Source organism: Bacillus sp. FSL P2-0099 (assembly GCF_038007445.1).
Taxonomy (GTDB): Bacteria; Bacillota; Bacilli; order Bacillales; family Bacillaceae_G; genus Bacillus_A; species Bacillus_A mycoides.
This window is the reverse complement of sequence record NZ_JBBOXE010000001.1, coordinates 292,501-307,500: the sequence shown is the minus strand read 5'-3', so window position 1 is coordinate 307,500 and position 15,000 is coordinate 292,501. Positions and strand designations below refer to the sequence as shown.

Annotated in this window: 8 protein-coding genes, 5 rRNA genes and 1 pseudogene (1 of these 14 only partly in view); 8 read left to right on the top strand and 6 right to left on the bottom strand. The window is 41.4% G+C overall.

Annotation, left to right across the window (positions count from 1 at the left end; genetic code table 11):
- Positions 1-73: 73 nt before the first annotated feature.
- The gene (locus MKY90_RS01685; protein ID WP_002191765.1) at positions 74-865 is read left to right on the top strand and encodes a sulfotransferase family 2 domain-containing protein; all 792 of its coding nucleotides are present in this window, start codon (positions 74-76) and stop codon (positions 863-865) included.
- Positions 866-958: 93 nt separating this feature from the next.
- On the opposite strand, the gene MKY90_RS01680 is transcribed toward MKY90_RS01685, so the two are convergent.
- From MKY90_RS01680 to MKY90_RS01665, 4 genes are all read right to left on the bottom strand, one after another.
- On the bottom strand, positions 959-1,879 hold the full coding sequence (locus tag MKY90_RS01680; protein WP_341090154.1) for a DMT family transporter: 921 nt from the start codon (positions 1,877-1,879) through the stop codon (positions 959-961).
- Between the two features lie 360 nt (positions 1,880-2,239).
- Positions 2,240-2,355 (bottom strand): 5S ribosomal RNA (rrf, locus tag MKY90_RS01675).
- 50 nt (positions 2,356-2,405) lie between these two features.
- Positions 2,406-5,327 (bottom strand): 23S ribosomal RNA (locus tag MKY90_RS01670).
- A gap of 146 nt (positions 5,328-5,473) precedes the next feature.
- Positions 5,474-7,025: ribosomal RNA gene (locus MKY90_RS01665) — 16S ribosomal RNA — on the bottom strand.
- Together the 16S, 23S and 5S rRNA genes form the textbook arrangement of a ribosomal RNA operon.
- A gap of 558 nt (positions 7,026-7,583) precedes the next feature.
- Between MKY90_RS01665 and MKY90_RS01660 the strand changes: the two genes are divergently transcribed.
- The 7 genes and pseudogenes from MKY90_RS01660 to MKY90_RS01630 all read left to right on the top strand — a co-directional run bounded on the left by MKY90_RS01660 (position 7,584) and on the right by MKY90_RS01630 (position 12,945).
- The gene (locus tag MKY90_RS01660; RefSeq protein WP_341090152.1) at positions 7,584-8,288 is read left to right on the top strand and encodes a response regulator transcription factor; all 705 of its coding nucleotides are present in this window, start codon (positions 7,584-7,586) and stop codon (positions 8,286-8,288) included.
- Positions 8,278-9,291 carry a sensor histidine kinase gene (locus MKY90_RS01655; RefSeq protein ID WP_215599093.1) on the top strand — a complete coding sequence of 338 codons (1,014 nt, stop codon included), beginning with the start codon at positions 8,278-8,280 and terminating at the stop codon, positions 9,289-9,291. The genes MKY90_RS01660 and MKY90_RS01655 overlap by 11 nt, the downstream gene beginning before the upstream one ends.
- Before the next feature lie 68 nt (positions 9,292-9,359).
- Positions 9,360-10,289, top strand: coding sequence for an ABC transporter ATP-binding protein (locus MKY90_RS01650; RefSeq protein WP_002124853.1), 930 nt, complete (start codon positions 9,360-9,362; stop codon positions 10,287-10,289).
- On the top strand, positions 10,282-11,019 hold the full coding sequence (locus MKY90_RS01645; protein ID WP_002124852.1) for an ABC transporter permease: 738 nt from the start codon (positions 10,282-10,284) through the stop codon (positions 11,017-11,019). The genes MKY90_RS01650 and MKY90_RS01645 overlap by 8 nt, the downstream gene beginning before the upstream one ends.
- 17 nt (positions 11,020-11,036) lie before the next feature.
- On the top strand, positions 11,037-11,834 hold the full coding sequence (gene bacA / locus MKY90_RS01640; RefSeq protein ID WP_002124850.1) for an undecaprenyl-diphosphate phosphatase: 798 nt from the start codon (positions 11,037-11,039) through the stop codon (positions 11,832-11,834).
- Between the two features lie 424 nt (positions 11,835-12,258).
- Positions 12,259-12,459: pseudogene (locus tag MKY90_RS01635) on the top strand (peptidase M20); the annotation flags it as partial.
- 27 nt (positions 12,460-12,486) lie between these two features.
- Positions 12,487-12,945 (top strand): ASCH domain-containing protein, encoded by a 459-nt coding sequence (locus tag MKY90_RS01630; protein WP_002124849.1) that lies wholly within the window; start codon positions 12,487-12,489, stop codon positions 12,943-12,945.
- Positions 12,946-13,096: 151 nt separating this feature from the next.
- Here MKY90_RS01630 and rrf (MKY90_RS01625) read toward each other — a convergent pair.
- Both rrf (MKY90_RS01625) and MKY90_RS01620 read right to left on the bottom strand, forming a co-directional pair.
- A 5S ribosomal RNA gene (rrf, locus tag MKY90_RS01625) occupies positions 13,097-13,212 on the bottom strand.
- Between the two features lie 49 nt (positions 13,213-13,261).
- Positions 13,262-15,000 (bottom strand): 23S ribosomal RNA (locus MKY90_RS01620); it runs 1,183 nt beyond the window's last position.

Sequence of the window (15,000 nt, the reverse complement as noted above, 5' to 3'; positions counted from 1 at the left end):
AAAATTCCACACACTCATACCTCATCTTTATTTTACATATATATAATCAAGATACATGAAAGGAGTGCATCAATTGTTGGATCCCTCCTTATTACACATCATTAGTACTAATGCAAGAAGCCCACACTATCATAGAAACTTTCCTCTCATTCTATTTTGGAGTCAAAAAAGTGGTTGTACTTCCCTTGCTAAGTGGTTTTTTTACCAGGTTGATTTATTACAAACAGCTTTAAACTATCACCCCTTCATCCATAATTTCGAATATGAAATATACAAAAGTACACCGGCCTATAATATACGGCTAAGTGTAGCACTACGAGATAAACAAAAGGAAACTTTCAAACTGGTTCGCAATCCGTTTAGAAGAGCAGTCAGTTCTTTCGTGTCCTTAATTGCACCTCCTTATGTAGAAAATGAAGAATGGAAACCCATTCGAAAGTTTTTATATCAAAATGAAAATTCTCCTAAAGGAATCTCATTCAAACAATTTTTATACTACCTATTTACTAAAGGTGCTCATGCAAATGATATTAACGCTCACTTTACACAACAATATATAGCAGGTGAAGAAGAGTATGTAACCAATTATATATACTTAGAAAATTTCGATCAGGAAATGAAAGAATTAGAAAAACGTTTCGAATTAAAACCTGCACCGATAAATGAGTTTTCAACATCATGGCATCATCAAACCCCTGCCATGATTTATAAAGGGAATTTCAGCGATGCCGATATTACTGATCCTTTATTCCCTCGTCACCCGACTTTTGAAAGCTTTTATGATGATGAATGTATACAGCTCGTAAAAACAATATTTCAAAAAGATTTCGATACATATAGATATAACAAAGAATATCCCTACTAATTTAAGTCCATTATCTTCGCTAAATATAAAAAGATACCTTATACATATATATGAGGTATCTTTTTAACATTTAAACTATATAAAACGTACAATTTAACAGTCCCTACTATCCATTTCATTACCCTTTAATAGATTACGTAACTTTTGCTTATCCGCCCATCCTACTCCAATTAAAACTAGACTCCCTCCCATTATTATCTTCCATGTCAGAGATTCATTTAATAGGATAATTGAAGTAATGATACTTATTAACGGCAATCCATTTAAGTACAGTCCACTTATTGATGCTGAGACCGTCTCTAGCGCTTTATTCCAGAACCAATATGCTAAAATTGTTGCCCCGATAACAAGGTATACTACACTAAATCCAATCTTCCATGTTTCGATTTTTGGGAAACCGTAGTAAAAAATTTCTATCATTGCAAATGGCAACACAATAGCTGCACCTATCATTAGTGTTACTGTTGTGAAAACTTTATTAGATAAACGTCGTTCTTGTTTTGGCCGTTTTAACAAAACTGTGTAGAACGCAAATAAAAAGGTACTTAATAAAATAAGTATATCTCCTATTAAAGACACCTCTTGATTAGTATCGCTAGATGGAATTGTAATAAAGAGCACTCCTATAGCGCCCAACATAATTCCGATCCAATAATCCATCTGAATTTTCTCTTTCAGAAAGAACGCTGAAAAAAGAATTGTAACTAATGGCAATGCAGCATCAATAATACTAACATGTAATCCACTTGTTAAAGAAATACCATAGGATGTGAACATAAAGTACCCAGCTACACCAGTAAAAGACAGTAAACTCATTCTTTTCCACGGAATATGTTTATGTATAACTGCTTTTTGTAGTTCGTTAAATGAGAAAAACATACAAATTCCACCCGCAAAGAAAAGACGAATAAATAACAAAGTAAACGGTTGAATGGATTCTAATGCCCATTTCGTTGGTGCAATGGCTGTCCCCCATAATATAACAGCTACTAATAACATGCATATTTCTTTCATAATCCCCCACACCCATCAAAAAATATGTGTTAGCTACCTTAATTATAGATTTTTTCTTATGTAAAATCCCTTAAAAATACAAAAAGGTTATGTGAAAAAGAACTGGACAGCTATTTTTCACATAACCTTTTCATATAAGATCAAAAACATTATTGTTCATTCGATAACTAAATTAACATAAAAAGGTAATCCTTACCTTCAATTTATATTTAAACGTATTACTTTATCATCCGAATTTTATTTTATACCATTTCTATTTCATTCTTTTTTCGTCTTTAGGATTATTAAATTTATGGATTTTAACCTTCGGTAAATAAAAATAAACACAAAAAAACCTAAGTCGAAACGACTTAGGTTTTTGCTTGGCGACGTCCTACTCTCACAGGGACAAGGTCCCAACTACCATCGGCGCTAGAGAGCTTAACTTCCGTGTTCGGTATGGGAACGGGTGTGACCTCTCTGCCATCATCACCAAACTGATGAAGGTATATTCCTTCAAAACTAGATAACATTTGCTTCATATTATATGGTTAAGTCCTCGATCTATTAGTATTCGTCAGCTCCACATGTCACCATGCTTCCACCTCGAACCTATCAACCTGATCATCTTTCAGGGATCTTACTAGCTTACGCTATGGGAAATCTCATCTTGAGGGGGGCTTCATGCTTAGATGCTTTCAGCACTTATCCCTTCCGCACATAGCTACCCAGCTATGCCCTTGGCAGAACAACTGGTACACCAGCGGTGCGTCCATCCCGGTCCTCTCGTACTAAGGACAGCTCCTCTCAAATTTCCTGCGCCCACGACGGATAGGGACCGAACTGTCTCACGACGTTCTGAACCCAGCTCGCGTACCGCTTTAATGGGCGAACAGCCCAACCCTTGGGACCGACTACAGCCCCAGGATGCGATGAGCCGACATCGAGGTGCCAAACCTCCCCGTCGATGTGGACTCTTGGGGGAGATAAGCCTGTTATCCCCGGGGTAGCTTTTATCCGTTGAGCGATGGCCCTTCCATGCGGAACCACCGGATCACTAAGCCCGACTTTCGTCCCTGCTCGACTTGTAGGTCTCGCAGTCAAGCTCCCTTATGCCTTTGCACTCTACGAATGATTTCCAACCATTCTGAGGGAACCTTTGGGCGCCTCCGTTACACTTTAGGAGGCGACCGCCCCAGTCAAACTGCCCACCTGACACTGTCTCCCGGGTCGATAAGACCCGTAGGTTAGAATTTCAATACAGTCAGGGCGGTATCCCACCAGCGCCTCCACCGAAGCTAGCGCTCCGGTTTCAATGGCTCCCGCCTATCCTGTACAAACTGTACCAAAATTCAATATCAGGCTACAGTAAAGCTCCACGGGGTCTTTCCGTCCTGTCGCGGGTAACCTGCATCTTCACAGGTACTATAATTTCACCGAGTCTCTGGTTGAGACAGTGCCCAAATCGTTACACCTTTCGTGCGGGTCGGAACTTACCCGACAAGGAATTTCGCTACCTTAGGACCGTTATAGTTACGGCCGCCGTTTACTGGGGCTTCAGTTCAGAGCTTCGCTTACGCTAACCCCTCTCCTTAACCTTCCAGCACCGGGCAGGTGTCAGCCCCTATACTTCGCCTTACGGCTTCGCAGAGACCTGTGTTTTTGCTAAACAGTCGCTTGGGCCTATTCACTGCGGCTTTCCGTTAAGAAAGCACCCCTTCTCCCGAAGTTACGGGGTCATTTTGCCGAGTTCCTTAACCAGAGTTCTCTCGCACACCTTAGGATTCTCTCCTCGCCTACCTGTGTCGGTTTGCGGTACAGGCACCTTTTATCTCGCTAGAAGCTTTTCTTGGCAGCGGGGAATCAAAGACTTCGCTCCATAAGGAGCTTCCCCATCACAGCTCAGCCTTCACGATAAGCGGATTTGCCTACTTATCAGCCTAACTGCTTGGACGTGCACAACCAATCGCACGCTTCTTCTATCCTTCTGCGTCCCTCCATTGCTCAAACGATAAAGAGGTGGTACAGGAATATCAACCTGTTGTCCATCGCCTACGCCTGTCGGCCTCGGCTTAGGTCCTGACTAACCCTGAGCGGACGAGCCTTCCTCAGGAAACCTTAGGCATTCGGTGGACGGGATTCTCACCCGTCTTTCGCTACTCATACCGGCATTCTCACTTCTAAGCGCTCCACCAGTCCTTCCGGTCTGACTTCACTGCACTTAGAACGCTCCCCTACCACTGATACCATTGGTATCAATTCGCAGCTTCGGTGGTGTATTTAGCCCCGGTACATTTTCGGCGCAGAGTCACTCGACTAGTGAGCTATTACGCACTCTTTAAATGGTGGCTGCTTCTGAGCCAACATCCTAGTTGTCTAAGCAACTCCACATCCTTTTCCACTTAATACACACTTTGGGACCTTAGCTGGCGATCTGGGCTGTTTCCCTCTTGACTACGGATCTTATCACTCGCAGTCTGACTCCTAAGGATAAGTCATTGGCATTCGGAGTTTGACTGAATTCGGTAATCCGATGAGGACCCCTAGTTCAATCAGTGCTCTACCTCCAAGACTCTTACACTTAAGGCTAGCCCTAAAGCTATTTCGGGGAGAACCAGCTATCTCCAGGTTCGATTGGAATTTCTCCGCTACCCACACCTCATCCCCGCACTTTTCAACGTGCGTGGGTTCGGGCCTCCATTCAGTGTTACCTGAACTTCACCCTGGACATGGGTAGATCACCTGGTTTCGGGTCTACGACCACGTACTAAACGCCCTATTCAGACTCGCTTTCGCTGCGGCTCCGCCTCTTCAGCTTAACCTCGCACGGGATCGTAACTCGCCGGTTCATTCTACAAAAGGCACGCCATCACCCATTAACGGGCTCTGACTATTTGTAGGCACACGGTTTCAGGATCTCTTTCACTCCCCTTCCGGGGTGCTTTTCACCTTTCCCTCACGGTACTGGTTCACTATCGATCACTAGGGAGTATTTAGCCTTGGGAGATGGTCCTCCCAGATTCCGACGGAATTTCACGTGTTCCGCCGTACTCAGGATACATTCAAGAGAGAACGAAGTTTCGACTACGGGGTTATTACCCTCTGTGACGGACCTTTCCAGGTCGCTTCGTCTACCTCGTTCCTTTGTAACTCCGTATAGAATGTCCTACAACCCCAAGAGGCAAGCCTCTTGGTTTGGGCTAGATTCCGTTTCGCTCGCCGCTACTCAGGAAATCGCATTTGCTTTCTCTTCCTCCAGGTACTTAGATGTTTCAGTTCCCTGGGTCTGTCTTCCATACCCTATGTATTCAGGTAAGGATACCATACCATTACGTATAGTGGGTTTCCCCATTCGGAAATCTTCGGATCAAAGCTTACTTACAGCTCCCCGAAGCATATCGGCGTTAGTCCCGTCCTTCATCGACTCCTAGTGTCAAGGCATCCACCGTGCGCCCTTTCTAACTTAACCAAACTAAAATTAAAAAAATATGAGCTACACTGTTATCTAGTTTTCAAAGAACATACATTTAAACTTGAGAGATAGTTCTCTCAAAACTGAACGAAACAAAACAAGTCAACGTTTATTGATGAACTGCGTTCATCAATTCTCCATAGAAAGGAGGTGATCCAGCCGCACCTTCCGATACGGCTACCTTGTTACGACTTCACCCCAATCATCTGTCCCACCTTAGGCGGCTGGCTCCATAAAGGTTACCCCACCGACTTCGGGTGTTACAAACTCTCGTGGTGTGACGGGCGGTGTGTACAAGGCCCGGGAACGTATTCACCGCGGCATGCTGATCCGCGATTACTAGCGATTCCAGCTTCATGTAGGCGAGTTGCAGCCTACAATCCGAACTGAGAACGGTTTTATGAGATTAGCTCCACCTCGCGGTCTTGCAGCTCTTTGTACCGTCCATTGTAGCACGTGTGTAGCCCAGGTCATAAGGGGCATGATGATTTGACGTCATCCCCACCTTCCTCCGGTTTGTCACCGGCAGTCACCTTAGAGTGCCCAACTTAATGATGGCAACTAAGATCAAGGGTTGCGCTCGTTGCGGGACTTAACCCAACATCTCACGACACGAGCTGACGACAACCATGCACCACCTGTCACTCTGCTCCCGAAGGAGAAGCTCTATCTCTAGAGTTTTCAGAGGATGTCAAGACCTGGTAAGGTTCTTCGCGTTGCTTCGAATTAAACCACATGCTCCACCGCTTGTGCGGGCCCCCGTCAATTCCTTTGAGTTTCAGCCTTGCGGCCGTACTCCCCAGGCGGAGTGCTTAATGCGTTAACTTCAGCACTAAAGGGCGGAAACCCTCTAACACTTAGCACTCATCGTTTACGGCGTGGACTACCAGGGTATCTAATCCTGTTTGCTCCCCACGCTTTCGCGCCTCAGTGTCAGTTACAGACCAGAAAGTCGCCTTCGCCACTGGTGTTCCTCCATATCTCTACGCATTTCACCGCTACACATGGAATTCCACTTTCCTCTTCTGCACTCAAGTCTCCCAGTTTCCAATGACCCTCCACGGTTGAGCCGTGGGCTTTCACATCAGACTTAAGAAACCACCTGCGCGCGCTTTACGCCCAATAATTCCGGATAACGCTTGCCACCTACGTATTACCGCGGCTGCTGGCACGTAGTTAGCCGTGGCTTTCTGGTTAGGTACCGTCAAGGTGCCAGCTTATTCAACTAGCACTTGTTCTTCCCTAACAACAGAGTTTTACGACCCGAAAGCCTTCATCACTCACGCGGCGTTGCTCCGTCAGACTTTCGTCCATTGCGGAAGATTCCCTACTGCTGCCTCCCGTAGGAGTCTGGGCCGTGTCTCAGTCCCAGTGTGGCCGATCACCCTCTCAGGTCGGCTACGCATCGTCGCCTTGGTGAGCCGTTACCTCACCAACTAGCTAATGCGACGCGGGTCCATCCATAAGTGACAGCCGAAGCCGCCTTTCAATTTCGAACTATGCAGTTCAAAATATTATCCGGTATTAGCCCCGGTTTCCCGGAGTTATCCCAGTCTTATGGGTAGGTTACCCACGTGTTACTCACCCGTCCGCCGCTAACTTCATAAGAGCAAGCTCTTAATCCATTCGCTCGACTTGCATGTATTAGGCACGCCGCCAGCGTTCATCCTGAGCCAGGATCAAACTCTCCAATAAAGTTAGTTTGTCTAGCATCTAAAAATAAAAATTGACGTTCACGTTGTTTGTTTCGTTCAGTTTTCAAAGAACTTGTTTGCCGCTCATTTGCGACTCCCTTATGTTAACATTTTCATATTTCAATGTCAACCAAGTTTTTTTATTTCTTTTGTCGCTTTCTGCGTTGTTGCTATCGGCGACTTGTCCTATATTACACCTCAATACTCTAATCGTCAACACCTTTTTATAAAGAAATTTAATTTAGTACCTTTGCACTCTTTTAACTCTAGATAAGGACCTACAAAGATCTCATTAAAATAGAAACCATCGTCTACTTTTCTTTACCAATCTATCCTTCTAAATACTATTCAATTTAGGCACTTCTCTATTTCAAAGGACTCGCTTCCCCCATCTTATCGAACTCATACAATTGATTCTTTTCAGCTAAACTAGCAACCTTATTTTAACAATTAATAGTATATAATTAGAAAGTTGCTTTATTTTTTATTACCGCTCCCTATCCCCCTTTGTTTATCAAGTTGTAATATCAATAACATTCTATTAGAAACAGGTGACGATATGAAAGATATACGTATTCTTATAGCAGATGACGATAAAGAAATTCGAGACTTATTAAAAAGATATTTAGAACGAGAATTATATATGGTAGATACTGCAATTAATGGAGAAGAAGCGTTGTGCTTATTTAACCAAAATAACTACAACCTCGTTATATTAGATCTTATGATGCCGAAAATAGATGGTATCGAAGTGTGTAGAAAACTTAGAGATACAACCAACATTCCTATATTAATGCTAACTGCTAAAGATCACGAAGTTGATAAAATTTTGGGCTTAAGCATAGGTGCTGATGATTATATTACGAAACCTTTCAGTATTCACGAAGTGGTTGCAAGAGTAAAAGCTCTTATGCGACGTTTTTTAGTTCTTGGAAGTAACACTAACGTACAAGAGAAAACAACTTTAACATTTAAAGGACTAACTATCGATTTTAAAAAATACACAGTCCATACGAACGGAAAAGAAATCAACTTAACTGGAAAAGAACTTGAACTATTAAAATTCTTCGCTTCAAACCCAGAGCAAGTATTTACGAAAACACAACTCTTTCGGAATGTATGGGACGATAATTATATAGAAGATGATAATACAGTTATGGTGCATATTAGAAAGAAAATAGAAATTGATTCTTCCAATCCAAAATTCATTCAGACTGTATGGGGAATCGGTTATAAGTTTGTAGGTGAAAAGGTTGAAAAATGATAAGGTCCTCTTTCTTATTTCATTACAACTTATCATTTGCGGACTTTTAAATATAGATATGGGATACCATGTAAAAATATCTTTATTTATTGCTCTTATCATAATCACAATATATCTTTTCTTTTCAAGAGTTCACTTTATTCAAAGCAACGAATCGATGGTTACTAAATTAAGCCGTGCACTTAAAGGGAATTTACAAACGAGGCTATTCACAAATAACGACCGTTCACTAAATAGTATCGTGTTTTCAATAAACGACTTAATAACTGCATTAGAAAAGGGTCAGATCGAAGCAAGGAAATCCCAAGAAGCTAGAAAACAACTTTTATCTAATATCTCACATGATATCCGAACACCACTTACTTCTATTATTGGATATATTGATGCTTTAAAAGATGATGTCGCTGCTTCTGAAGTAGAAAAGCAAGAATATCTTGAAATACTTTATAAGAAATCGAATGACTTAAAACATCTGGTCGATGAAATCTTTAATATGGCCAAGCTAGATGCTGATGAATTTCCATTAAAAGAAGAAGAACTCGATTTTTCTGAAGTTACTAGAGAAGTATTAATCGAATTTTTACCCGAGCTATCAAAACATAACATTGAACTACAAGTTCTCATACCAGAATCTACTTCCCCTATTATTGCAGATCACCTTAGCCTTATACGAATTATAGGTAATCTAATAAAAAACGCTATCCATCACGGAAAAGCTGGGAAAATAGTAGGAGTCGAACTACTAGAAACCAATACAGAATATGAGCTTCTTATTTGGGACAAGGGACCCGGTATTCCAAAACATGATTTACAAAACGTATTTAAGCGGATGTACCGCAGCGAACAATCAAGAAATCCTTCTTATGGTGGTAGTGGCCTCGGACTTTCTATTTCTAAAGCCCTCGTTGAAAAAAATGGTGGGCGCATATGGGTTGACAGTATTCCCTGGGAACGAACTACTTTTGGTTTTTCCGTCCCAAAACACACTACTTTTAAGAAATAGTTAAGAAATGATTAATATGCAGTTAAACCTTCCTTTTTATTATGTAATTAAGAACTTATAGAAAGTAGGTGCCCCCTATAAATACAATTATAAAAACGACAAACCTTACTAAAGTTTATGGGAACCAAAAGTCAGTAGATAATCTAAATATAAATGTACAGCAAGGAGAGATTTATGGATTCATAGGGCGTAACGGTGCTGGTAAAACAACTACAATCCGTATGCTGCTTAGTCTTATAAAACCTACAAGTGGAAATATAGAAATATTCGGTGAGGATTTACTTCGGAATCCAAAAGAAATTTTAAGAAGAATTGGTTCTATCGTTGAAGTCCCAGGATTTTATGAAAACTTAACTGCAAGAGAGAACTTATTAATTAATGCAAAGATAATTGGAGTTCACAAAAGGAATGCAATTGAAGAAGCATTAGAAATTGTAGGCTTGCAGCACGAAACAAAAAAATTAGTAGGAAAATACTCTTTAGGAATGAAGCAACGCTTAGGAATTGCACGTGCTCTTCTCCATTATCCTGAACTACTCATACTAGATGAACCAACTAACGGACTAGATCCAATCGGTATTAAAGAAATGCGAAAACTCATTAAATCTTTAGCTCAAGACAGAAATATAACGATACTCATTTCTAGTCATATATTAGCTGAGGTGGAACAACTAGTCGATCGTATGGGAATTATTCATGAAGGAAGGTTATTAGAAGAAGTTTCTCTTGATACACTGCGTAAAGCCAATCGTAAGTACATAGAATTCCAGGTAAATAATGATAATAAAGCTGCGATGCTATTAGAAAAGCATTTTCAAATTTTTGATTATGAGGTACATGATGAAGGAAATATTCGCGTTTATTCTCACTTTGGACAGCAAGGACACATTAATAGAACGTTAGTTCGTAATGATGTTGAAGTATTAAAAATTGTGATGAGCGAAGATAGACTAGAAGATTATTTCACCAAACTAGTTGGGGGTGGCGCAATTGGTTAATCTTCTTTATACAGAACTATTAAAATTGAAACGATCCAATATGTTTTTGATTAGTATTATCGGAGCAGGTGTCGCGCCATTTTTAGTGGTTGTAGCTTCTTATATACACATGAAGACAAAGCAACCTACTCCAACTATTTTATTTGGTCAACTGTTCACTGAAGTTAACCTATACACTACTTTAATTATAGGATTCCCCTTATATGGAGTTGTGATCGCTTATCTATTTACCCGTGAATACACGGAAGATACATTAAAAAATTTGCTAACTATCCCAGTATCACGTATTAGCTTTATTATAAGTAAGTTTATCCTTCTATTCCTTTGGATCATGATGCTAACTTTAGTTGCTTGGACGCTAACTTTATTATTAGGGCTAATAGGTAGCTTCCCTGGGTTTAGTATCACCTTACTTTTAGGCTCTCTCATAAAATTTTTAATATGTGGTGGACTTCTCTTTCTTTTGTCTTCACCTATTGTACTACTAACTCTTGTAATGAAGACCTATGTACCGCCTATTATATTAACAATCATTATTACAATGACTAACCTTATGATCGTAAATTCAAAACATAAAGACCTATTCCCATGGACCGCTACTCTAGATATAGCAAATAACGAATTACAACCGACTTATCCATCAGAGTATTCTTATATCATCATTGCAGTAACAGCGATTTTCGGATTTATTACAACACTATTCTATTTTAAAAGGGTGGATATTCATTAATTTATAGGAGTGAAACTATGAGCGATCTTATCATTGCCTTCATACTTGGTATTGTAGAAGGGTTAGCTGAATTTTTACCCATCTCTTCTACTGGCCATCTTATATTAGTGGGACATTTATTAGGTTTTGAAGGAGAAAGGGCAAAAACGTTTGAAATTGTCATACAGTTAGGGGCAATTTTAGCTATCGCGATTTTATATCATAAACGCCTTGTTTCTTTATGTAATATTAAACCCCTTCTACGGAAAGAGAAAAAATTCAATGCATTACATGTTTTTCTCGGTGTATTCCCAGCAGTAGTTGTTGGCCTATTATTACATGATGTTATTAAAACATACTTATTTCAGCCGTATACTGTCGTAATCGGACTTGTAGCAGGAGCAATTCTTATGATTTTTGCAGAAGCAAAAAAAGCAGAGGCAACCGCCTTTTCACTAGATGATTTAACATACCGTCAAGCATTAACAATTGGATTATTTCAATGCTTAGCAGTATATCCTGGCTTCTCTAGAGCGGGCTCTACTATTTCTGGAGGGCTATTAGCAAAAGTAAATTATAAGGCTGCATCTGAGTTCTCTTTTCTCATTGCCATTCCTGTAATGGCCGGAGCTACAGGGTTAGACTTATTAAAAAGTTGGAAGTATTTAAGTGTAGATGATATTCCTATGTTTGCGGTAGGATTCATTACCTCTTTTCTTGTAGCAATGCTAGCGGTAGTAACCTTCCTGAAGCTTTTAGAAAAGATAGGTTTAAAACCTTTTGCATATTATCGTATTTTGTTAGCCATTGTATTTACACTTTTCGTATTGCTATAGCTTCATATAAGTCACATATTATTAAACCGATATTCAAGGAATATCGGTTTTTATCTATTTCACCTCTAGTATTACTCACTTCAATATGGCATAGTGGATAATAGATCAATATTAATAATCAGAATATTCTTTACCTCTAAACAACACTTCATTAAAATATGTAACGTTAAAAGCTATATTTGAAATCCGAACCTAGTAATAGCATTTCTTCTTTATACACATATGCTGAAGTAAAAATAAGCACCTCAATTGATTGAGTCTACCCATTACACCACGATAGAACTAATGTTCTCACTCCTTTGTTATACATCACTTCTTCCTTGTTTCTATATTTATGGAAGCGAAGTACGTGTAGGTGATCGGGCATTGACCCTAACTTTATTGCAGCCCAAATCACAAATAGACTACATAACAACTATATCCATTACCATACGAAACAATTCGAAAATTGAACATCCCGTCTATTAATATGGGCGTCTACGTGGAAAATGGTCATAAATGGACAGAACAAGTTTATAAACCATATTCCTTCAGCGTATTACTTGTATTAATCCGTAATACAACAACCCAGATTTTATATGACTACAAAACTATTACAAATAAGCAAGTTGCTCAAGGCTTATAAAAAAATTAAAGCGAGGTAAATATACAAATGAATCCATTAGCACAATCATATTGGGATACTTATTGGGGAAACAATAAAAAACCAGAATCTGTTACAGCTTGGCAATTTGGTGATTCTCCTGATTATCTCGCTCAATTAGTCATTGATGGTGTGAAAACCGCAACATGCTCGGGCCATATTTTTTACGAATTAGAAAATGAACCACTACCAACAACTAACGATTATAGTATTGTACTCAATAGTCAGGATGAACCTGTAGCTATTATTAAGACAATAGAAGTAACTATAATGCCAATGAATGAAGTGACTGAAGAATTTGCTGTAGCTGAGGGTGAAGGCGATCTTACTTATAATTACTGGAGAGACACCCATATACAGTTCTTTACAAAGGAACTAAGCGAACTTGGTCTTAGTTTTTCTGAAGATATGCTGCTCGTTTGCGAACGTTTTAAGCTTATCGATGTAAAAAACAAAGTGAAGCTATGATAAATAACGATTTTACCGGAAATCCATACTAGATAAATACATTTATCTTTAAACAAATAAGCTTGTTATCAATGGATTTCTTGAGCCATTAATAACAAGCTTATTTCATTAAACACAAAAAAGACGAGTCATTCTGACTCGTCTTAAAATTGCTTGGCGACGTCCTACTCTCACAGGGACAAGGTCCCAACTACCATCGGCGCTAGAGAGCTTAACTTCCGTGTTCGGTATGGGAACGGGTGTGACCTCTCTGCCATCATCACCAAACTGATGAAGGTATATTCCTTCAAAACTAGATAACATTGCTTCATATTATATGGTTAAGTCCTCGATCTATTAGTATTCGTCAGCTCCACATGTCACCATGCTTCCACCTCGAACCTATCAACCTGATCATCTTTCAGGGATCTTACTAGCTTACGCTATGGGAAATCTCATCTTGAGGGGGGCTTCATGCTTAGATGCTTTCAGCACTTATCCCTTCCGCACATAGCTACCCAGCTATGCCCTTGGCAGAACAACTGGTACACCAGCGGTGCGTCCATCCCGGTCCTCTCGTACTAAGGACAGCTCCTCTCAAATTTCCTGCGCCCACGACGGATAGGGACCGAACTGTCTCACGACGTTCTGAACCCAGCTCGCGTACCGCTTTAATGGGCGAACAGCCCAACCCTTGGGACCGACTACAGCCCCAGGATGCGATGAGCCGACATCGAGGTGCCAAACCTCCCCGTCGATGTGGACTCTTGGGGGAGATAAGCCTGTTATCCCCGGGGTAGCTTTTATCCGTTGAGCGATGGCCCTTCCATGCGGAACCACCGGATCACTAAGCCCGACTTTCGTCCCTGCTCGACTTGTAGGTCTCGCAGTCAAGCTCCCTTATGCCTTTGCACTCTACGAATGATTTCCAACCATTCTGAGGGAACCTTTGGGCGCCTCCGTTACACTTTAGGAGGCGACCGCCCCAGTCAAACTGCCCACCTGACACTGTCTCCCGGGTCGATAAGACCCGTAGGTTAGAATTTCAATACAGTCAGGGCGGTATCCCACCAGCGCCTCCACCGAAGCTAGCGCTCCGGTTTCAATGGCTCCCGCCTATCCTGTACAAACTGTACCAAAATTCAATATCAGGCTACAGTAAAGCTCCACGGGGTCTTTCCGTCCTGTCGCGGGTAACCTGCATCTTCACAGGTACTATAATTTCACCGAGTCTCTGGTTGAGACAGTGCCCAAATCGTTACACCTTTCGTGCGGGTCGGAACTTACCCGACAAGGAATTTCGCTACCTTAGGACCGTTATAGTTACGGCCGCCGTTTACTGGGGCTTCAGTTCAGAGCTTCGCTTACGCTAACCCCTCTCCTTAACCTTCCAGCACCGGGCAGGTGTCAGCCCCTATACTTCGCCTTACGGCTTCGCAGAGACCTGTGTTTTTGCTAAACAGTCGCTTGGGCCTATTCACTGCGGCTTTCCGTTAAGAAAGCACCCCTTCTCCCGAAGTTACGGGGTCATTTTGCCGAGTTCCTTAACCAGAGTTCTCTCGCACACCTTAGGATTCTCTCCTCGCCTACCTGTGTCGGTTTGCGGTACAGGCACCTTTTATCTCGCTAGAAGCTTTTCTTGGCAGCGGGGAATCAAAGACTTCGCTCCATAAGGAGCTTCCCCATCACAGCTCAGCCTTCACGATAAGCGGATTTGCCTACTTATCAGCCTAACTGCTTGGACGTGCACAACCAATCGCACGCTTCTTCTATCCTTCTGCGTCCCTCCATTGCTCAAACGATAAAGAGGTGGTACAGGAATATCAACCTGTTGTCCATCGCCTACGCCTGTCGGCCTCGGCTTAGGTCCTGACTAACCCTGAGCGGACGAGCCTTCCTCAGGAAACCTTAGGCATTCGGTGGACGGGATTCTCACCCGTCTTTCGCTACTCATACCGGCATTCTCACTTCTAAGCGCTCCACCAGTCCTTCCGGTCTGACTTCACTGCACTTAGAACGCTCCCCTACCACTGATACCATTGGTATCAATTCGCAGCTTCGGTGGTGTATTTAGCC